Below are 22,024 nucleotides of genomic sequence, written 5' to 3'. Positions count from 1 at the left end.
TTTTTTCAAATGTAAAATAAGTGAAACCTCACAGTATATAGAGGTATTTATCTTTAACAGATAAAAATCCCCAAATCAACCGGAGGTTTCACTATGTTCCATTATATTTATATTAAACTATATTAATTCCGTCTCCTTTAGTTCTCTATTCCATTAAAATCTTTTAAGCAAATGAATTCGTCATCTTTAACTTTATCGGGAAGCTGTACATTTATTGCATCTCCTTTATTTACATACACCGTATAACTTCCATCTAAATCTCTTTCCACAATATTGTTATTTTTATCAGTTACCCTTACAGGAACATCTGTTGAAAATATAATAATTCCATCTATGTCAGATATAATTTGTATTGTCTTACCATAATAATGTTTACAATATTCAAATGTACAAAAAGTATTATATTTATACCCCACACCATGCGAAGACGGAACAGAATGATAATAATTACTTAATAAAATTTTATCCTGATTATACCATTCTGAATAGTAAGAATGTCCTCTCCATATTTTTGATTTTTTATCTTTAAAACCTTTTGGTAATTTAACAGCTCTAATTATGCTATAAGAAGATTCTTTCATTACACTAAGAGAATTTTTCATAGCATACTTTATTCCTTTTGGAATAGTTACAACCAGCTGACATCCATCATATCCAACTAAAATATTGTTATTATAAATATAAAAATCTCCCTGTTTTTTTATTTGCTTTTTAAAAATCTTAAAAATTCTATCTTCCAATACTTCATACAAAGCTTCCATGCCCTCGCATGATATATTTTTATTTTTTATTACATATTTTGCCCTATAAGCAACATCATTAATTGCCTCTCGCATATAATCTTTAAAATTGCTGTCACTTGTATAATAACTTTTTACAGTTGATGGAATAATAACTTTTTTTAGTTTCTTACAACAAGTAAATATATAATAATCCGGATCATCACTACAACTTTCTTCATTATAAGATTCATACGAAAATCCAACAACATTAACTATTTTACACCCTTTTCGAATTTTCAATATTTTGCATTCGCTTGGCATTGCCACAAATTTTTTCCCGTTTTTTGTATAAATGCTTCCTTTGTAACTTCTGTATTTTTTGTCCTTTTTGCTTACAATGAACTTATGTGTTAAATAAAACTTATACATTGGTTTATCTGATAACTGTGTTGTAAATTTAACTGTTTTTACAGTTATCGGAAAGTTCTCATAATTATCATTATCATATACTTCCCCCAAAAAATCATCTACAAATATCAATTTTCCCGGAACTTCCAAAGTTTTTACATTTATACAACCCTTAAAAGGTTTTGTAGGTAAAATTTTTATATTGTCTTTCACTACAATCTTTTTAATCTTTTTCGCATTTTTTATATGTGTACCATTCCTTAACTGACCCGTTACTACTAACGTTTTTCCTTTTGTGTAATAATTCTGTGTTTTTGCCTGAACACTTCCATTAGTTAAAAGAATCCCTCCACAAAGAATAACCAGCATTAAGCATACTCTTAAAATTTTCTTTTTCATTTTGCTCCTCCTATTTATCCATCTTGAAATGTTGTTATATATGTATAACGAGATTCTTTAGTATTTTATTGCATTAACTTTTTATTAGTTGAATGCAAGTTGAATGCAAAACTAACAAAAACGGATTCTCTCTGTCAAGTAGCGTTTGTCTCATTATCCTTTACCAAATTGAAAAAGGAAAACTGTCGTACATTATGTGGTTAGAATTAAAACCTACCAATCACTGTTTTTTGTGTTATTATATTAGCAGTAATACCATATGGATTATACTTTCCAATATAAAATCCGGGTATTTTTATTTTATGAAAGCATTGTAATTAGTAACGACTTTACTTTGAGAAACTAATTTACAAATAATAATTAGGAGTTTTACATGAAAAGAGTTTTAAGTATTCAGGATATTTCCTGTTTAGGAAAATGTTCACTAACTGTTGCCCTTCCTATTATTTCTGCAATGGGAATTGAAACAAGCATTGTTCCTACAGCAGTTTTATCTACCCATACCAAATTTAACAATTTTACTTTTAGGGATTTAACAGGCGATATGGAAGGAATCAAGAGCCACTGGCTTAATGAAGGTTTCAGGTTTGATGCCATATACACAGGCTATCTTGGAAGCAGGGAACAGGTTGATATTGTTTCTGACTTTTTTACTGCCTTTGGTAATAGTGATAATTATATTATTGTAGATCCTGCAATGGCTGATAACGGAAAAATGTACACAGGGTTTACAACTGACTTTGCAATTACAATGTCAAAACTTTGTTCAAAGGCAGATATTATTTTACCTAATATTTCAGAAGCATGCTTTATGCTCAATAGAGAATATGTTGGAGAGAATGCTTCTTTAGAAACTATTAAAGAACTGCTTTTGGAGTTAATTAAACTAGGTTCCAAATATGCTGTAATTACAGGTGTCACTCTTCCAAAGGGCGAACTTGGTTTCATTGGATACGATAGTAACAGTAAAGACTTTTTCATGTACGGCACCAAGGAAGTTCCTATTAAATCTCATGGGACAGGGGACGTTTTTGCAAGCACTTTTACCGGTGCTTTAATGAATGACTATAGCGTTTTTGACGCTTTAAAAATTGCAGCTGATTTCACTTACCTATGTATAGAAGACACTTATAAGGATCCTAATGCAGTTGATTACGCAGTAAATTTCGAAACACAGATTCCTAATTTATTGAAATTACTAAACAGATAAAATTATGTTCTATATTTTCCATGCAAATCAATATTTTCCAGTAAAAATTTAGGGAAAAATGAAACCTACATAAGTTCCATTTTTCCCTTTTGTTACTACATATTTTACAACAGATTATTTTCTAATTATTTTGCATATTTTGCTAAAACATCAACCTTGTCTGTTTTCTCCCATGGTACATTAATATCATTTCTTCCGAAATGACCATAAGCTGCTGTCTGCTTGTAAATAGGTCTTCTAAGGTCTAACATCTTGATAATGCCTGCTGGTCTTAAGTCAAAGTTCTCACGAATAATTTCTACAAACTTCTCGTTACTTAACTTTCCTGTTCCAAATGTGTCTACCATGATTGATGTTGGATGTGCCACACCAATTGCATAAGATAACTGGATTTCACATTTATCTGCAAGTCCTGCTGCTACAATATTTTTTGCAACATATCTTGCTGCATACGCTGCAGAACGATCAACCTTTGTACAATCCTTTCCTGAGAAAGCACCACCGCCATGTCTTGCATATCCACCGTAAGTATCAACAATAATCTTTCTTCCTGTTAAACCACTGTCTCCATTTGGTCCACCAATTACGAAACGTCCTGTTGGGTTAATGAAGAACTTTGTATTTTCATCTACCATATCTTTTGGTAATACAGGATCAAATACATATTTCTTAATATCCTTATGAATCTGTTCCTGTGAAACTTCAGCATCATGCTGAGTTGATAATACAACTGCATCAAGTCTTACAGGTTTTCCATCTTCATCATATTCTACTGTAACCTGTGTTTTTCCATCAGGTCTTAAATAATCTAAAGTACCATTCTTTCTTACTTCTGTTAACTTAAGTGCCAACTTATGTGCTAAAGCTATAGGGTATGGCATAAATTCTTCTGTTTCGTTTGTTGCATAACCAAACATCATACCCTGATCTCCGGCACCAATTGCATCTAACTCTTCGTCAGACATTTTATTTTCTTTTGCTTCTAACGCTTTGTCTACACCCATTGCAATATCTGTTGACTGTTCATCTAAAGCTGTTATAACTCCACATGTGTCACAATCAAATCCATATTTTGCTCTGTCATATCCGATTTCTCTAATTGTCTCTCTTACAATTTTCTGGATATCTACATATCCCTTTGTTGTAATTTCACCCATTACCAAAACAAGTCCTGTTGTGATGCTTGTTTCACAGGCAACACGGCTCATGGGATCCTGTTTCATTAATTCATCTAAAATGGCATCTGAAATCTGGTCACAGATTTTATCAGGATGACCTTCTGTTACTGACTCTGATGTAAATAATCTTTTTTCCATTTACGTCTCCTTTACTTTCTACTGTGCATTTCTGCTTTAACTATAGTATCCTACAAATATTTATTTTCTTCTTTTGAGAATTTATTATTATAGTATACCTTTTTATATTTTATTAAAAAGAAAAGTCCACTGACAATCAGTGGACTTGAAATCAAGGTATCAAATCCTCTTATTGATCAAACTTCTGTCTGCTCAGGTTGGCACCTTCCTGACTAATGTCGGGGTTGCCGTAGCTTCTTAGGTCCTTGTACCTCCACTACTCTGAATAAGAGAAAATATTTATTTGCAATGGCTATACTACTATTATAGTTGCCATATGTCAAGTAGTAAATTTTGACATCATAGTATTTATGTGCTCACTATCCCAATTTAGCCATTATTTTTTCAACATTATAATCAGGTGCAAACTCCTTTGCTATGTCATAAATTTTTCTAATCTTAGAAACATCTTCTTCCAACTCATCAGCAATCTGTTCTATAGATTTATTTTTAATCATTTTTTTACAAATATTAGAAACAAGAAGCTGCAATTCGCCTTTCACAATACCATCCTCATATGCACGCTGTTTAAAATATTCCATTGCCTCTTCTTCATCATATTCCGTTAAAAGTGTATGCATAGCTTCAGCCTTCCTTTCCAGCAGAAAATCTTTTAAAACATTACAATTAATACACTCTTCAATAGCTTTTTCGATAGCAACATTTTTATCATCATATTTCTGCCTGTACTCTTTTATTGTTTCTATTAATATAGCATATTCCTTTAAAGGTTTACAAGCAGATAGAAGTTTTTCGTTATAACCCGGATTGATGTTTAAGACAGTGGCAGTCCATTCGAATATCCCATCTTTAGGCGGTGCGATAAATGCGTCAGAAAGTTTCAAGATTTGTTTGTCAGGGACTTTCCTGGAACCATTATATAACACATAATATTGCGGCGTTGGAATTTTTATGAACTTATCATCATAAAGTCTAAAGTGATATTTTGATACATATTTGTTAAACAAATCACTGAAATACATAAATCCACGTAGTGGCATGTTAGGATTCCATGTGCTCTGCTGTTCAAACAAAGCCATGTTGTTGGCAATGATACAGGACACATCATTTTTCATACTCATATACACTGCGTTTTCCATTGTGGTAATTTCTAAATCGTCTAAGTTTGTATAATTTGTTTCATTTAATGCATTATACAAATCCAATAAATTGCCCTTGTACTTTTCATACCCAAAAATCATGCAGAATATTCTATCCTTGTGTTGTCTGTTAAAATTCATACTTTCTTTTCCTCCTTAGCAGTTAATTGTCCCTTATAGTTTATATTAATTCACATAAACTGTAAGGTTGCTTTTTATTATACATACTATTTGTGTACTTTTCAAGTGTAAAATAAATATAAAATGGTTATTTTTTGCAATAAAAAAAGGTGTCACCCTAAAGGTTCCACCTTTTTTATTGCAATACACATCCTATATTAATTTTAACTATTTCTAAACTGTACCGGTGTCATTCCGTATTTCTTTTTGAATAAGCGGTTAAAATGTTCTACATTTTGGTAGCCGACATTTTCAGCAATTGCTTCAACTGTCATATTACCGCCTTTCAATAAAGTTCTGGCTTTTTTCATTCTTACCGCCTTAACCAGTTCTCCAAATGTTTTTCCTGATTTATCTTTTATGTACTTTGATAAATATGGTTTTGATAAATGGAACTGGTCTGCTAATTCATCAAGTGTTACTGTTAAATAATTTGTATTAATATAATTAATGATTTCTGTTAATCTTTCATCTTGAAGTGCTGTATCACCTGTTGCCTTTACTAAATGGTTAACTGCTACAGTTAATGCATGAATTGATGACTTAATAATATCTTCATCAATTCCAACACCCCAATACATTGTTCCATGATAATTAATTCCTACATATGAAACAGCCTTTGATGATGAACCTCTTGATAATGAATGTTCTTCATATACAGCAAGTTCATAGCTAATATTGAAGTATTGTTTAAAAGCATTACTTACAGCGTCTAAACGTCCATTACCTGTGCTTTTTACGATACGAACTGTATCATTCTGTGCAATAGTAACTTCTGCAACGATTCCGTTTGTCTGTTTAAAATGTGCTTCTGGAACTGTAAATACACTGCTTTCATTAATATATTTATCTTCAAATATTTGGTATACCCATTCAGGTGATAATTCCTTATGTTCTTCATCTGATACATGTTTTACACTATATCCGATTTCTTCTCTCATTTTTTCAGGTATGGCTAATCCGAAGTTCTGTTTTAAAATATAGCTTACGCCACCCTTACCTGACTGGCTATTAATTCTAATAACATCAGAATCATATGTTCTTCCCACATCAACAGGATCAATTGGAAGATATGGTACATTCCACTTTCCTTCAGGATCCTTTGCCTTACAAGCCATTCCTTTTGAAATAGCATCCTGATGTGAACCTGAGAAAGCTGTAAATACTAAATCACCTGCATAAGGCTGACGTGGACCAACATTCATTCTTGTTACTCGTTCATATAATTTTACGATTTCAGGCATGTTACCAAATTCAAGCTTTGGATCTACACCATGTGATAACATATTCATTGCTAATGTAATAATGTCAACATTACCTGTTCTTTCACCGTTTCCAAATAATGTACCTTCAATACGGTCAGCTCCTGCTAATATTGAAAGCTCTGCTGTAGCTACGCCACATCCTCTGTCGTTATGTGGGTGAACTGAAATTGTAACTGCATTTCTGTATTTTAAATTCTTGTGCATATATTCAATCTGTGTTGCAAAAACATGTGGCATTGCATTTTCAACTGTTGCCGGAAGGTTGATGATAACTTTGTTGTCTTCCTTTGGTTCCCATACATCAAGAACTGCATTACATACATCTAATGCATAATCCATTTCTGTGCCTGAGAAACTTTCAGGACTATATTCAAATGAAAAGTTTCCATCTACTTCGTCTGCTAATTGTTTTAAAAGTACAGCTCCGTCAACAGCAATCTTTTTGATTTCTTCTTTACTCTTCTTAAATACCTGCTCACGCTGTGCAACAGATGTTGAATTGTAGAGATGAATTACTGCATGTTTTGCTCCCTTTACAGCTTCAAATGTTTTCTTAATAATATGTTCTCTTGCCTGTGTTAAAACCTGAACAGTTACATCATCAGGAATCATATCTCTTTCAATAAGAGCTCTCATAAAATTGTATTCTGTTTCTGATGCTGCAGGAAAACCTACTTCTATTTCTTTGAATCCAATGTCTACAAGTAACTGGAAAAACTCTAATTTTTCATCTAAGCTCATTGGCTCAATTAAAGCCTGGTTTCCATCTCTTAAATCTACGCTACACCAAATTGGAGCCTTATCAATGTACTCTTTTTTTACCCAGTCATATGTGACTTCCGGTGGCATAAAATACTGTCTTGTATACTTTTTGTAATTCATAGTAAAACCTCTTCTTTCTTTATATCTAAAAACCAATATATATCCTATACTTTATGGTACTTTTTTTCAAGTAAAACCTGTTTAAATAAACTGAATAAGATAGAATGTCGCTTGCGACCTTCTATGCACTGAACGCGGTTGCTCCAGCAACTATTTTCCTTTCGCAGGAATGTGCATCCCTAGCGGAACGTTTTTTATGTATTAGAACTTCCTAAAGAATTTCCTAATACATAAAAACGTCCCTGTGCTTTTCCAGCACAGAGACGTAAGCTTTACATACGCGGTACCACTCTGTTTCATGTGTTACATGCTCTCAAGATGCTAATGCATCCAATTCCTATAACGGGGAAAACCGTCCCAACCTACTTGACGTTTTCAGCGGGAAGCTCTAAGGCGAGTTCATTGTTTCGTGCCTGGCATTTTTCACCAACCAATGCTTCTCTAAAGGTCACTCTACAATTACTACTCCTCTTCACTGCTTTTATAATTCTTAGGATGAACATATATTAACATAAGCCATTTTCTTTGTGTAGTGACAAATTTAATCAGTTTTATTGATTTTTTTTAATACATTATCCTACTTTTAATTTAAATTTCTGTTCTTCTTTATCCGTGTCCACTTCAGTAATAATTGCACCAAGTCCTGCTAATTTCTGATCAAATTTCTCATAGCCTCTCTTAATATATACAATATCTGTTACTGTTGTAAATCCTTCTGCAGCTAATCCTGCAATAACCAATGCTGCTCCTGCTCTTAAATCAGGTGCTGCCACACTGGTTCCTTCTAAACTGCCTACCCCTGTTATAATTGCTGTATTTCCTTCAACCTTATTTACAGCACCCATTCTTCCAAGTTCTGACATATATTTAAATCTGTTTTCGAAAATACTTTCTGTAACTGTACTTACACCGTTTGCCATTGATAAAACTGCCGCCATCTGTGGCTGCATATCTGTTGGAAAGCCCGGATATGGTAATGTCTTAATATTTGCACATCTAATGAATTCACCTGATTTTACCTTAACGGCATCATCATATTCTTCTACTGAACAACCCATTTCTATAAGCTTTGATGTAATACATTCCAAATGTCTTGGAATTACATTTTTTACAAGAACTTCTCCCCCTGTAGCTGCTGCTGCACACATAAATGTACCTGCTTCAATCTGATCAGGAATAGTTGAATAAACTGTTCCATGTAATTTTGGAACACCTGTAATTCTAATCTTATCAGTTCCTGCACCTCTAATATCAGCTCCCATGCTGTTAAGCATATTGGCAACGTCTACTACATGTGGTTCTTTTGCAGCATTTTCAATAACAGTTCTACCTTCTGCTTTTACTGCTGCTAACATTACGTTAATAGTAGCTCCAACTGATGACACATCAAAGAAAATGTGATTTCCTTTAAGCTGTTCTGAAAATGCATTAAGCATTCCATGGTCCTGAATTACTTCAGCGCCTAAAGCTCTAAAACCTTTTAAATGCTGGTCAATTGGACGTGCTCCAATTACACAGCCACCCGGTAAAGCCACTTCTGCCTTGTGGAACTTACCAAGTAAAGCTCCAAGCAAATAATATGAAGCTCTAATTTTTCTCATTTGTTCCTCTTCAACAATGTGAGAAGTAATTGTTGCTCCGTTAATAATAACTGTATGTCTGTCTACTCTGTTAATAGTAGCTCCTATTGTTTCTATTGCATCTATTAATTGATTAATATCACTTACATCAGGTAAGTTTTCTATTGTTACGTTCTCGTCCGCCATAATTGCTGCAGCAATAAGGGCCAATGCTGCATTCTTTGCACCACTAATTTCTACTTCACCTTTTAAGGCAACTCCGCCTTTAATAACATACTTTTCCATTTATGCACCTCTGGTTATATGTAAAATCTATATCTAAAAAATGTTAATTATCGTTTTTTATTTTTACGCGCACTAATACAAATATATTTTTACGCACTTTCATTTATTATAACATAAAGTGCAACTTTGTAAACTGTATAAGTAACACAATTTCAAGGCAAATTCTTCCAATTATTATCAATTTTCACTATTAAATAATATATATTGTTATATATATGTTTTTTTTGCAAATTATGTTACCTATACAGCATGCTTAAATTAAGTTTAAACTATGCGCTATGTTTCATTTTTGTTTTACTCTACATATTTCAAAGGATTGACCTTTATTCCTTCTTTGATTACTTCAAAATGTAAATGTGGTCCTGTGCTGTCACCTGTATTTCCTGAAAAGCCTATTAACTCTCCTTTGTTTACAATGTCACCTTTTTTGACACACAAAGAACTCATGTGTGCATACCTGGTTTCCATATTATCTTTATGCTTTATTAACACGTTATAACCATAGCTTTCACTATAATATGCAAGTTCTACAATGCCAGCCTCTGCTCCATACACCTTTGTTCCAACGGGAACTGCCCAGTCGTGTCCTTTGTGGCAGGCATTTCTGTCAACAACGTCTCCGAAATACGAAGATGTAATTCCACCCTTAACCGGTTTTATAAAAAATAGCACAGATGATTTCTTTAATTTGTCATTTGTGCTATCTTTTAAATTCTTTTTTGATGTTTTGTTGGACTTGTTTTTTATTTTCTTTTTATAAATTTTCTGGTTAATCTTTTTTTCATTTAAATCTTTTTCTCTTGTGTTTCTATTAATAACGTAACCGTATGCATATATTTCCATTGTAGTTTGTTCAAAAATTATGATTCCTATCATAAGTAAAACACATAAAATCGGCAGAAACAATATTTTCATCTGCCTGTTAAAAAGTTTAAATCTGTTAATTTCTATACCCCCAATTTTGCTTCAATTAGTTTTACTGTCTGTTGTATTGTATATCCATGCTCATTTATTATTATATCCGCATATTTTTCATATAACGGTGTTCTTTCATTAAATAAATCTTCTAATGTTTGTCCGTCCTTTAGAACTACCCCTCTTTTTTCCAAGCTTCCTAGTCTTTTTGAAAGTGAATCAAGATCAAGTTTTAAATAAATAACTGTTCCTATTTCTGACAAATGCTCCATTGCTTCTTTTCCATAAACCACACTGCCGCCTGTTGCAATAATTGATTTTTCTGTGTTAATTGAAGCATTAACCTTGTTTTCTATATTGATAAATTCATCAATTCCCTCTTCTGCAATAATATCCTTTAACAAACGGCCTGTCTGTTCTTGAATAACTAAATCTGCATCTATGAATTTGTAACCTAAAACCTTTGCAAGCACTACTCCTATTGTACTTTTTCCAACTCCAGGCATTCCTATTAATACAATGTTTTCTTTATTCATAATTATGTCCCTTTCCATTAAGTATACTATTTATTTTTTGTCCTATTTTCATTAAGCAGGCTTGCCCTTTTGACAGCACCGCTTCCATACTTTGCATTAATTAAATCTAATGCCTTGTCCAATTTTTTCATTTTCTCTCTGGATATATTGTTTTCTTCTTTGTTCCATGAATCAATATCCATAAAAGTCAGTTGTTCCGGCTCGTCTTCTTCTATTAAATTAGCTGTTCTCACACCTAAAAGCCTAACCGGTCTGCCACTCCACAAACCTTTAAACAGATTTTTTGAAATGTTATATATTTCTGTTCCGGAGTCAGTAGCAATATCTACTGTAATTTGTTTTGAACATTTTGTAAAGTCATTATATTTAATTTCAACAGCAACTGTTTTTGCCTTTTGTTTTCCCTCTCGTAACCTTCCTGAAACTTTTTCTGAAAGTCTTAGAAGAATTCTGTTTATTTCAACAATATTGTCTAAATCCTTTGGAAGGGTTGTGGAATTTCCTACGCCTTTTAAATCTTCCCTTTTGGTATTTACTACGCTTTCGTCAATTCCGTTAGCATATTCCCACAGTACCCTGCCATGACTTTTTAAATGAGCATCTAATATGGTAACAGGGCTTTTTGCCAACTGACCAATTGTAAAAATTCCCAGTTTATGTAACACATTCACGCTGGATTTTCCTGCCATAAATAAGTCTTCCACAGGAAGCTTCCACATTTTCTCTTCGATTTCTTCTTTGTAAAGAGTGTGTACCTTATCCGGCTTTTCAAAATCTGATGCCATTTTTGCCAAAACTTTTACATCTGAAATTCCTACATTTACAGTAAAGCCAAATTGTTCTTTTACTTTGTTTTTTATTGTATATGCAGCTTCTATTTCGTTAGAAAATTTGTTTCTTATTCCTGTATAATCCATATAGCACTCATCAACGCTTACCTGCTCTATATCCGGTGTAAATGATTTCAAAAGTTCCATTAACTTATGACTTTGTTCAGAATAATAATCATGCTCCGGTGGAACAATTTCCAAACTGGGGCATTTTTTCAAAGCATTTACTACAGGTTCTCCTGTAACTATACCGTATTTTTTTGCTGAAATTGATTTTGCAAGAACAATTCCATGACGGTTCTTCTTATCTCCACCTATAATACAGGGAATGTTTCGGATGTCTTTTGGATAACCGTTCTTTAACATCTTAACTGCTGTCCAACTTAAATACGCTGAATTTACATCTATATGAAAAATTATCTTATCATGCTTCAACACTATTCTCCTATTAATAATTTTTCATTAAACTGTCTATATTTCCTTGTTGTCTATTTCTTTTCTGTCTACTTATTTGCTGTCTACTTATTTTTCTTTCTTTTTGGTTTTTGAGTTTTTCTAACTGCAAATCCAAATTTACCAAGTTTCTTGCCTGTGCTGTAATATTGACCATGAGAATAAACTATAGGCTTTGCTTTTGCCAAATCAAACTTGCCTTTTTCATCCATATATTCTTTATCCGCATGAACGCAAAGAACTTTTGCAATAAATATATCATGAGTTCCTAAATGCTTAATTTCTGTCACTTCACATTCAATATTTACAGGGCTGTCTGTTAAAAGTGGTGCCTTAACATACTCAGCCTTTTCAGTCTGCAAATTCATTTTTTCAAATTTGTTTTCATCACGACCTGATTTCACGCCACAATAATCTGTAGCCTTAGCCAGTTTTTCTGTTGTAAGATTAATTACAAACTGACCTGATTCCTTAATCATATCGTAAGAATATCTTGATTGTCTTACTGAAATATAAACCATTGCCGGATCAGTACATATAGTTCCTGTCCATGCTACTGTAAATACATTTTCGTTGCCACTATTGTCAGCCACTGTTACCAAAACAGCAGGAAGTGGGTATAACATATTGCCCGGTTTCCAAGTTTCCTTTGCCATATTTTTCTCCCTAAAAATTTATTATTTTTCTTAAACTTTATTGACTCTTTTTAGTCTTAGATTGTTTTATTTTTCCTTATTCTTTAATAAATTTATTAATTGTTTTCTTTATTCATTAATAAAATTTATTGTGTTGTGCCTTCATTTTTTTAATCTTATTAAATCTTATTGACTCTTTTTATCCTTATTTTTTAACTTAATATTCTTTATTTTTACCTGATTTTTATCAGCTGTGTAAACAACAGTTAATTGGCTGTCACATTTACCTGATATGCTGTATATGTAACTGCTTGTAAGGGATGTGTCTGTTGATGATACATAGCTGTAAGAATATTTGTAAGTTAAAGTATACTCTTTGTTTTTCTTATTATAAACGATCTTGCTGTCCTTTTTATTAATTTTCATATCAATTACTTTTAGCTTTGATACGTTTCTGTCATCAGATGGATATGTGATTTCCATTGATTGGTCAACAAGTGATGAAACTTTATTTTTTGTTTTCTTTGTGCTAAATAACTTCAACAGTTCTTTTCTTTTACTATCTTTTGTTCTAACAGCTTTGTAGAACTGGTCTACAAAACTATCACAATTTTTGTTAATTATCTTAGTGTAATTATCATTAGCTACAGGTTGAATCTTTGACAAATCAAGTTTTGTATCGTCTTTATTTACATTCAAAGTTTTTACCATAGCGTAAATTGCATTTGTAGCTACAGCTTTGTAGTTTCCTTTTAAAGTTTTATTAAAAAGATATACTTCCTGGCCACTTGAATTTTTTGAAACTTTTGCATTGCTGTTTGTAATTGTAATGCCATTTAACTGTAATTCATTACCTGCCGGTAAAGTAACCTGAAAATTGTTGGTTAAAATATCATCTATGTTTACATAAAAGTCAGGTACAATATTTAAACCTTTTCTTTTGGATGTTATTTTTACTACAAAATCTTTTGTTTTTCCTGTTTCGTCGTTTTTGCATTTAATTGTTACTGACTTCTGCCCATCTTTTGTTTCAGGCTTATTTATATCATAAGAATCAATGGTATATTGTTTTCTCAAATTTTCCATTTTCTTAGTGTATAATGTTTTTTCCACATACGCATCTTCTTTGTCTATGTAACTGTACATTTTGTTATAATCCATGGCAACGAAAGCTCTAAAATAATTAGATGCCACATCTGTTGGATCTGATTCATGGTTAATATATGCTGCCGCTGCCCCTATCCCAAAACATATACTTATAAACAATAAAATACATATAAGGGAAAAGATTCTGCTTTTTCTTATTTTATTAATTAATTCTTTCATATTTACTCCTTTTTTGCCTTCAAGGCATACACCTTAAATGTTACCCATTATCCTTGATTTTTGCAAGGCTTTTATGTATCATTTACATAAGTATAATGTAATATTTTAAAGACGAGGTTATAAAAAACATGGATAAAAAAACAATGTTTAATGAAGCTTTAGCAAAATTAGTTTCTTATGCTACAGCTCACGATAATTTAATTACTATGGAGGATGTTAAATCTTTCTTTAATGGTCTTATTGACGATGACAGTCAGTACAAACTTATATACGACTATCTATCAATTAATAAAATAGAAATTAAAGGCTTTACTCCTAGTGACGACAATATTTTTGACGACAGTCATGGAATGAATGCCATCTCAGAAAACATAGCAAAAGATGAAAATGGGCAGTCACAGGAAGAGACTGATTTTATAAAAATGTATATGGATGATATGGACGCTCTTCAAACTGTATCAGATGTAGAACAGGCTGCGCTTGTAAATAAACTAATAGCCGGAGATGCATCTGCATCTACTCCACTTGTAGAGTCTAAACTAAAGAAGGTTGCAGATATTGCAAAAAAATATTGTGGAAAGGGAGTTACTTTTGGTGACTTAATTCAGGAAGGTAACTTAGAACTTATGGTTGCCGTTTCTGAATACACTAAGGAATGTGGTGATTTTAATAATTATATTGATAAACGCATTGAACAGGGTATCCGCAACGTAATTAACAGTCAGATTAATTCTGATCGAATCGGACAGCATCTTGCTGACAAGTTAAATCAGCTTGACAACACAACAAGCAAGCTTAGCAAAGAGCTTGGTCGTGTGCCTGAAATTTCTGAACTTGCTGATGCAATGGGAATTACAGAAGATGAGGCTTCTTTATTGCTTAAAACATCACTTGATACTTTATCAGTTAATCAGGATACCCAGATTACAGATGCCAAAACAGCTGAAGAAATTGCAAAAGAAGGTACTGTTTCCGTTGAAGACTTAATTAATAATAATTCTGTTTCTGCAGATGGATTTATGGGACAAAGCTATGCTTCTACAGATGACTCAATGGATATTACTAAACCGGCAAGTGGTAGTGATCCTTTAACCTGGAGAAAACATACAAGATAATTCAGTACAGTAATTTATAGTATTTTGTAATTTATTATTTTAAAAGAGTTATATTTTTTCATAAACGTATTTGGTTATCAAATAGCAAAAAGGTTGTTAACTTTGAAGATATGTATCTGAAATTCAGGACATATACCTTCAACTGTAACAACCTTTTATTCTTTACATATATTTCTTAAATATTCTGTTAAATATAAAAGAATTCAAATATGCAAGTACCGAAAATCCAACAAATGACATTACATATATAACAGAGGATGCTGCGCTTCCTAGTGTTACTAGTAGAATAATAGGGAGTAATGTAATGGTCACAATTAACAAAGTCCATGGAAAATGACCTATTCCCATTAAGAAGGCATTTTTCAATGTATTTTTCACTGTGTTTTCAAAAGTGCTTTGTAATGCCATGGCATAAAGAAATACGAAAAGTATTGCTAAAGCTGCTGCTAACATAAACCCTCTTAATACTGTAGGTAGCAGACCTTTTGGCATATAATTAATTATATATAAATCGGCTGTTGGGATTAATGAAAGCACCAATAAAATAATCCACATTATTGTTGATTGTTTGAAATTTTCCTTGAACAGTTTAAAGTATGACCTAAATATGTAGCCTTCACTGTTACTTGCCATTTTTTTTGTTACTCCATAAAGAGCTGTTGTTGACGCTCCTATAGTAACAATAGGTAACGAACATATAATAAATAGCAGGTTTACTATTATTAAATCTGCTATTTTTGATAAAAACTCATATAGTTTGCTGTCAATTCCAAACACAAATATTTCTCCTTACAATTCTTTTACTGATTCTTTCTCCAATAATTCAGCTTCAAAAATCAGTTGTTTCTTTTCATCGTTTCCATTTATGGCATCCATTAAAAGTTTTATTGACGACTTAACCATTTGTTCACAAGGCTGTTTCATTGTTGACAATGATGGTTGAAAATATCTTGACATATCAAGGCCGTCAAATCCTAAAACCGAATAATCCCCGGGAATTGTTTTACCTTCTTCCATAATTGCCTTGTACGCCCCAAAAGCTGTTAAATCTGAAATTGCATATAGCGCTGTGAAGTCTACATTAGATTTAAGCAATTCTTTAGTTACTTCATAACCATTTGCTACTGAATATTCCGGTATATCATCCTTCATATATCTTATTAACTCATCTTTTATTTCAATGCCGTTGTCTTCCAAAGCTCTCTTATAGCCTCTTAAACGAAGACCACCAACTGCCTGATCAGTGCGTCTGCCTGAAATCATTGCGATTTTCTTATGGCCTTTTTTACATAAATAATCAACTGCTCTATAGCTTTCCTTTTCGTCATCAATTGATACAGATGAACAATTTCTTTTTGGTGCCATCATATTAACTGCAACTGTACACAAAACATAAGGTACACCGATTTCTTCCAGTCTGTTGTCTAGAGAATCCATCTGGCCCCCAAGAAAAATAAGGCCTTTTAATCTTTTTTCTTTAGCAAGCTGTATAGCTACACTTACATCATCCTGGTCTTCTCCAAGCGCATGAATTAAAAATGTATATTCTAACTTCTTCAATTCTTCTTCAAATATCTTAAGCATTCCTTGAAAGAACTGATTGTCAATTCCTTTTATTAACAATGCTATTGTATTTGATTCTGTCATTTTTAGATTTCTCGCACTGTTATTTGGAACATAATTATATTCTTTAATTACTTTTAGTATTCTATTTCTTGTATTTTGATTAATTCCCGGGTCATCATTAATTGCTCGGGAAACAGTGCTAATTCCAACCCCACATATTCTTGCTATGTCTTTGATAGTAAGATTTGCCATGTCTTTCCCCTTTCATTTAGCATAAATTAATAAGTTTCATTTCTTCCACAATTTAGCATTTTACCACATAGCTGTACTTTATGCAAAAAGCTGCGAAAGTTGTCCCTTCGCAGCTCTTTTAAGAAATTATTATCTGTATTCTGTTATTCTCTGCCATAAAGAACAGTCAACTTTTTAATTTTGTTGTTTAATCTTTTTGTTAATTGTGTAGATTTCAAACGCCAGCTCCAATTGTCTCCTAAGGTAGATGGTGTATTCATCCTCGACTTATTGTCTAAATGTAAATAGTCCTGCATAGGAATTATGCAAGTATTTGCAGTTGAAGCCTGAGCCATTCTTATAATCTCATCCACTAACTGTGTTTTTGTTTCAACTTTTCTTCCTATGTATTCTTCTATCATTTGTACTTCTTCAGGTTCAATATCATCAAGCCAACCCTTTAATGTTTCATTATCGTGGGTGCCTGTATAAACTACACAATTCTTATCATAATTATATGGCAAATAATCTCTTGGTCCTGATGAGTCCCTACTATCAAAAGCGAATTCTAATACCTTCATATTCGGGAAACCTGAGTCTTTAACTAACTGTCTTACTGTGTCAGTTATATAACCTAAATCCTCAGCAATAATATTAATATCTCCCAAACAATATTTAATTCCATTGAACAAATCTATACCCGGGCCTTTTTCCCAATGCCCACCTGTAGCATCTTTGTCCTTTGCCGGTATTGAATAGTATTCATCAAAACCTCTAAAGTGATCAATTCTTACAACATCATATAATTTCACACTTCTCTCTATTCTCTTTATCCACCAGTCATAATTAGTGTATTTGTGATAATCCCATTTGTATAATGGATTTCCCCAAAGCTGTCCTGTTGCTGAAAATCCATCCGGTGGACATCCTGCAACTGCAATTGGATTTCTCTCATCATCTATTTGGAATAATTCAGGATGTGCCCACACATCAGCACTATCATATGCAACGTATATTGGAATATCACCAATAATTTTTATTCCATTATCGTTTGCATATTTTTTCAGTTTGTACCATTGTCTGTAAAACTCATATTGAATAAACTCATAAAAAGTAATTTCATCAGCTAATTCACTTTCGTAATATTCCATGGAATATTCCCATCTGAGTTTTATGTCCTCTGCCCAATGGTCAAAACTCTGCCCATTAAACCTTTCCTTAATAGCCATGAACATTGCATAATCTTTTAACCAATAAGCGTTTTCAGCTTTAAATCTTTTAAACTCTTCACGTTCGCTTATATCACTTTTTTCATAAGCAGTTTTTAAAAGTTCAAATCTGCCATTATACAATTTCTCATAATCTACTTTATCTGTTTTGCTACCGAAATCCACTTTATCACATTCTTTTTCTGTTAGAAGTCCCTGCTCTATTAAGTCTTCTAAACTAATAAAATAAGGATTTCCCGCGTATGTTGAAAAAGACTGATAAGGTGAATCTCCGTAGCTTGTAGGTCCTATAGGCAATATCTGCCAGTATTTCTGGTCAGCTTCTTTTAGAAAATCCACAAATTCATATGCTTCTTTTGAAAAGCTTCCTATACCATACTTTCCAGGCAAACTTGAAATTGGTAATAAAATTCCACTAGCCCTCATAGTTCCTCCTTAAATAATCTTTAACCCTTTACTGCTCCTGCAGCTACACCTTTTATAATATGCTTCTGACATGTGAGATAGAATAATATAACAGGTATAATACTTAATATAATAAGTGCCATTATCGCACCTAAATCTACTGAACCGTAACTTCCCTGTAAGTATTGAATATGAATTGGAATAGTTCTGTATCGATCTAAGTCAAGAACTAAATATGGAAGAAGATAATCATTCCATATCCACATAATCTCAAGAATACCTACTGAAATTAATGTTGGTTTTAACATTGGTACAATAACGATGAAAAATGTTCTGATAGGTCCGCAACCATCAATTGCTGCTGCCTCCTCGATTTCAAGTGGCAAACCTTTGATGAATCCCGTAAACATAAACACCGCCATACCGGCTCCAAATCCCAAATATATAACCGGGATTGTCCAAGGTGTGTTAAGTCCCAATGAATCTGCTGTATTTGACAATGTGAACATTACCATCTGGAATGGCACTACCATTGAGAATACAAACAGATAGTAAACAATCTTACAAACTATACTATCAACTCTGGCAATATACCATGCTGCCATTGATGTACAAACTAATATTAAAGCCGTTGATAAAACTGTAATTACAAAACTGTATAATACTGATTTAAAAAACGGATAATTTCCAAATGTAAAACCTTTGATGTAATTAGCCCAACCTACTAAAGCTTTTCCTATAGGCCATGCAAATGTATCTGTTTTAACAAAGGTATTTGCTTTAAAAGAGTTCATTAAAACAACAAATATCGGACTGACATAAATTAATGTTACAATTGATAATATTATTAAAAGCTTTCCATGTTTCAATGGAATTTCATTGTTCTCTTTTAATTTTTTCTTCTTTGTGGCAGCAACTAATTTTGTATCTTTTAAATTTCTATTTGTTTCTTTATTGTTCATTATTGCTGCACCTCCTTTGATCTAGTTGCCTTAAGCTGAATAATTGATATTCCTGCAACTAAAATAAAGAATATAACGGCTTTCGCCTGTGCCACTCCCTTACCTGTAAGTGACTGTCCATAAAATGTGTTGTAAATATTAAGCGCCAACATTTCTGTTGTCTTTACAACTGAACCATCCTTTAACTGTTCAAATGGCTGACCATTTGTTAATGCTAAGTTTTGGTCGAAAAGTTTAAATCCATTAGTTATTGTTAAGAACAAACAAATTGTAATAGATGGCATAATATTTGGAATTGTTACTCTTGTTAATGTCTGCCATTTGCTTGCTCCATCGATTTTTGCTGCTTCAATTAATTCTCCGGGAACTGCCTGTAACCCTGCAATATAGATAATCATCATATATCCAACCTGCTGCCAGCACATTAATATGATTAAGCCCCAAAAACCATATCTCGTTTCCATTAATATTGAAGTGTTCATTTTTCCTAATACACCATTGAAAATCATACTCCAAATATATCCAAGAACAATACCACCAATTAAGTTTGGCATGAAAAATGCTGTTCTAAATAAGTTTGCACCTTTTATACCTAACGTTAATAAATATGCTATTGCAAATGCCAGTATATTTATCAAAAATAGTGATACTATTGCATACAATGCTGTATACCAAAATGCATGTATAAATGACGCATCGCTAAATGCATCCATGTAATTTCTAAAACCTACAAAAGAAGCATCTCCGATTGTAACAAACTCACAAAAAGATAAATAAATTCCTCTTAAAAATGGATAAATAAATCCAATACAAAAAGCTCCAAAAGTAGGTGCTAAGAATAGAAGAAAGCATCTTTGAATAGGTCTGCGAAGAAGTTTAGAATTTACAGATGTTCCACTGTTATGTTTTTTCTTTTTTCCTTTCACAGCAATCTCCTCCTTATTTCTAATAAGAAGGGGCGGGCTATGCCCGCCCCCTAAATATCAAGTTTCTATATTTATTTTCTATAGAAATTAATAACTATTATTTAGTTAATAATTATTGTCCAATCAATAATTATAATTCATTGTTACATAATTTATTTATTGGCTAATTTATTTGTTAGCTGCCTTATATTGTGTAGCCCAGCCTTCTACAAATGCTGTTTTAACATCATCCCATGAACCGCCTGCATCATATTTGTTCATTGCTGCTACAAGGCTTGCTCTCCATTCATCTACATTTGGTGTGTAGTTAAATGTCCAGTCAACATTGTAATTTCCTGCATCAAATAAGTCGTTTGCATTCTTTAAGAATACATTTCCACTGTCTGCTGCTTTCTTATATGGAATAGCGCCAAACTGTTCAGCCATAACTTTTGTACCTTCATCTGAAGTTACTAACCATTTCATAAAATCAAGTGTTGCCTTCTGATCAGCTTTTGAAGCTTTTGCATTAACTGCCCAGCAGTTTTCTGTTCCTGAGCAAAGGCCTGCTTTTTCTTCACCATCAACTCCACAGTAAATTGGAATCATCTGCATATCATCATCTGAAATTGATTTTTTTAAAGCATCATATTCCCATGTACCATTCTGGTAGAATACTGCTTCACCATTCTTGAATTCTGCTTCTGCATCATAACCACCTGTTGCTAAAGTGTTCTTATCGTATTTGCTGTTGTTAATGTATAAATCCCATGTTTTTTTGAAGTTATCTAAATATGTTCCTTTAATTGTTGCAGGAGCTTCTTTCCATCCATCATCTCTTCCTTCATAGAATAATGGCATATTTGCTAAGTGTCCTGTAAATCTCCATGATGATGCATCATCCATTCCTGATGATGTAAATGCATCAAATCCAAGTTTGTCAGCTCTCTTATGAATATCTTCAGCAACTGACTTTAATGTATCAAAGTTCTTAATGTCTGAAACTTCATATCCTGCCTTCTTAAGTAATTTCTTATTTACAATTAATCCATAACTTTCATAGCAATAACCGATTGATGCAACTTTGCCTTTGTCATCTTTCAAGTTAAATGAATCTGTACTTAATTCCTTGTAAATATCTGTACCCTTAAGATCTAAGCAATAATCATCCCAAGTCTTAACTGCTGCCTGGTTACCAACTACAAATAATGTAGGTGCTGCTGATTTTCCCATTTCAGAAGTTAATGTTGAGTTATAGTTTCCTGAAGCTGCTGTAACAACCTTTACCTTAACTCCTTTTTCCTTCTGATATGTCTTGGCTATACTCTGTAAAGCCTCATCAGCTTCCGGTTTAAAGTTTAACCAATAAACTGATCCTTTTTCTGAGCTTGATTTATCGCTCTTAGAACTGCTTCCACATCCTGCTAATAATCCTGCTACCATTGTTGCACACAATGCTACACTTAATAATTTCTTACGCATATCTTTGTCTCCTTTTCTAAAAAAATAACTTAGGTTATCCGATATTTC

General features: G+C 32.7%; 18 protein-coding genes, 1 riboswitch and 1 other annotated feature. Of the genes, 2 read left to right on the top strand and 16 right to left on the bottom strand.

Annotated features, from left to right (window positions below; genetic code table 11):
* Positions 1 to 137: 137 nt before the first annotated feature.
* Positions 138 to 1,529: a hypothetical protein gene (locus ACQY63_RS11395; protein ID WP_022164826.1), complete on the bottom strand. Its 1,392-nt coding sequence runs from the start codon at positions 1,527 to 1,529 to the stop codon at positions 138 to 140.
* A gap of 373 nt (positions 1,530 to 1,902) precedes the next feature.
* On the opposite strand from ACQY63_RS11395, the gene ACQY63_RS11390 reads away from it, so the two are divergent.
* A complete protein-coding gene (locus tag ACQY63_RS11390; protein ID WP_022164827.1) occupies positions 1,903 to 2,739 on the top strand; it encodes a pyridoxamine kinase in 837 nt (278 codons plus the stop codon).
* A 125-nt stretch (positions 2,740 to 2,864) separates the two neighbouring features.
* Here the strand turns inward: ACQY63_RS11390 and metK are convergent, their stop codons facing one another.
* The 9 genes from metK to ACQY63_RS11345 all read right to left on the bottom strand — a co-directional run bounded on the left by metK (position 2,865) and on the right by ACQY63_RS11345 (position 14,081).
* A complete protein-coding gene (gene metK, locus ACQY63_RS11385; RefSeq protein WP_022164828.1) occupies positions 2,865 to 4,055 on the bottom strand; it encodes a methionine adenosyltransferase in 1,191 nt (396 codons plus the stop codon).
* 166 nt (positions 4,056 to 4,221) lie between these two features.
* Positions 4,222 to 4,327, bottom strand: a riboswitch (SAM riboswitch).
* Positions 4,328 to 4,414: 87 nt separating this feature from the next.
* Positions 4,415 to 5,335 carry a transposase gene (locus tag ACQY63_RS11380; protein ID WP_412335793.1) on the bottom strand — a complete coding sequence of 307 codons (921 nt, stop codon included), beginning with the start codon at positions 5,333 to 5,335 and terminating at the stop codon, positions 4,415 to 4,417.
* Between the two features lie 203 nt (positions 5,336 to 5,538).
* Positions 5,539 to 7,521: a 2-isopropylmalate synthase gene (locus tag ACQY63_RS11375; RefSeq protein WP_428245243.1), complete on the bottom strand. Its 1,983-nt coding sequence runs from the start codon at positions 7,519 to 7,521 to the stop codon at positions 5,539 to 5,541.
* 256 nt (positions 7,522 to 7,777) lie between these two features.
* Positions 7,778 to 8,006: a binding site (T-box leader), on the bottom strand.
* An 87-nt stretch (positions 8,007 to 8,093) separates the two neighbouring features.
* A complete protein-coding gene (locus ACQY63_RS11370; RefSeq protein ID WP_022164831.1) occupies positions 8,094 to 9,386 on the bottom strand; it encodes a UDP-N-acetylglucosamine 1-carboxyvinyltransferase in 1,293 nt (430 codons plus the stop codon).
* Positions 9,387 to 9,680: 294 nt separating this feature from the next.
* Complete coding sequence (locus tag ACQY63_RS11365; RefSeq protein ID WP_428245242.1) at positions 9,681 to 10,262, bottom strand: M23 family metallopeptidase; 582 nt, start codon at positions 10,260 to 10,262, stop codon at positions 9,681 to 9,683.
* Between the two features lie 71 nt (positions 10,263 to 10,333).
* Positions 10,334 to 10,837 (bottom strand): shikimate kinase, encoded by a 504-nt coding sequence (locus ACQY63_RS11360; protein WP_022164833.1) that lies wholly within the window; start codon positions 10,835 to 10,837, stop codon positions 10,334 to 10,336.
* 26 nt (positions 10,838 to 10,863) lie between these two features.
* On the bottom strand, positions 10,864 to 12,105 hold the full coding sequence (locus ACQY63_RS11355; RefSeq protein WP_412622012.1) for a Y-family DNA polymerase: 1,242 nt from the start codon (positions 12,103 to 12,105) through the stop codon (positions 10,864 to 10,866).
* Between the two features lie 80 nt (positions 12,106 to 12,185).
* Entirely contained in the window at positions 12,186 to 12,776 is a 591-nt protein-coding gene (locus tag ACQY63_RS11350; protein WP_022164835.1) for a flavin reductase family protein, read from the bottom strand.
* 165 nt (positions 12,777 to 12,941) lie between these two features.
* Positions 12,942 to 14,081 carry a hypothetical protein gene (locus ACQY63_RS11345; protein ID WP_022164836.1) on the bottom strand — a complete coding sequence of 380 codons (1,140 nt, stop codon included), beginning with the start codon at positions 14,079 to 14,081 and terminating at the stop codon, positions 12,942 to 12,944.
* Positions 14,082 to 14,209: 128 nt separating this feature from the next.
* Here ACQY63_RS11345 and ACQY63_RS11340 point away from each other — a divergent pair, with 128 nt between their 5' ends.
* A complete protein-coding gene (locus tag ACQY63_RS11340; RefSeq protein WP_022164837.1) occupies positions 14,210 to 15,196 on the top strand; it encodes a sigma-70 family RNA polymerase sigma factor in 987 nt (328 codons plus the stop codon).
* Between the two features lie 162 nt (positions 15,197 to 15,358).
* On the opposite strand, the gene ACQY63_RS11335 is transcribed toward ACQY63_RS11340, so the two are convergent.
* The 6 genes from ACQY63_RS11335 to ACQY63_RS11310 all read right to left on the bottom strand — a co-directional run bounded on the left by ACQY63_RS11335 (position 15,359) and on the right by ACQY63_RS11310 (position 21,976).
* Positions 15,359 to 15,973: a YesL family protein gene (locus ACQY63_RS11335; protein ID WP_022164838.1), complete on the bottom strand. Its 615-nt coding sequence runs from the start codon at positions 15,971 to 15,973 to the stop codon at positions 15,359 to 15,361.
* Positions 15,974 to 15,985: 12 nt separating this feature from the next.
* Positions 15,986 to 17,014, bottom strand: coding sequence for a LacI family DNA-binding transcriptional regulator (locus tag ACQY63_RS11330; protein ID WP_022164839.1), 1,029 nt, complete (start codon positions 17,012 to 17,014; stop codon positions 15,986 to 15,988).
* A gap of 143 nt (positions 17,015 to 17,157) precedes the next feature.
* Positions 17,158 to 18,648 carry a 4-alpha-glucanotransferase gene (gene malQ, locus ACQY63_RS11325; RefSeq protein WP_022164840.1) on the bottom strand — a complete coding sequence of 497 codons (1,491 nt, stop codon included), beginning with the start codon at positions 18,646 to 18,648 and terminating at the stop codon, positions 17,158 to 17,160.
* Between the two features lie 20 nt (positions 18,649 to 18,668).
* Complete coding sequence (locus tag ACQY63_RS11320; RefSeq protein WP_428245241.1) at positions 18,669 to 19,589, bottom strand: carbohydrate ABC transporter permease; 921 nt, start codon at positions 19,587 to 19,589, stop codon at positions 18,669 to 18,671.
* The gene (locus ACQY63_RS11315; RefSeq protein WP_022164842.1) at positions 19,589 to 20,515 is read right to left on the bottom strand and encodes a carbohydrate ABC transporter permease; all 927 of its coding nucleotides are present in this window, start codon (positions 20,513 to 20,515) and stop codon (positions 19,589 to 19,591) included. The genes ACQY63_RS11320 and ACQY63_RS11315 overlap by 1 nt, the downstream gene beginning before the upstream one ends.
* A gap of 168 nt (positions 20,516 to 20,683) precedes the next feature.
* Positions 20,684 to 21,976, bottom strand: coding sequence for an ABC transporter substrate-binding protein (locus ACQY63_RS11310; RefSeq protein ID WP_022164843.1), 1,293 nt, complete (start codon positions 21,974 to 21,976; stop codon positions 20,684 to 20,686).
* Between the last annotated feature and the right edge of the window lie 48 nt (positions 21,977 to 22,024).

Source organism: Eubacterium sp. Marseille-QA0814 (genome assembly GCF_965119675.1).
GTDB lineage: Bacteria > Bacillota > Clostridia > Lachnospirales > Lachnospiraceae > Eubacterium_G.
This window is presented reverse-complemented; position numbering and strand designations above follow the sequence as displayed.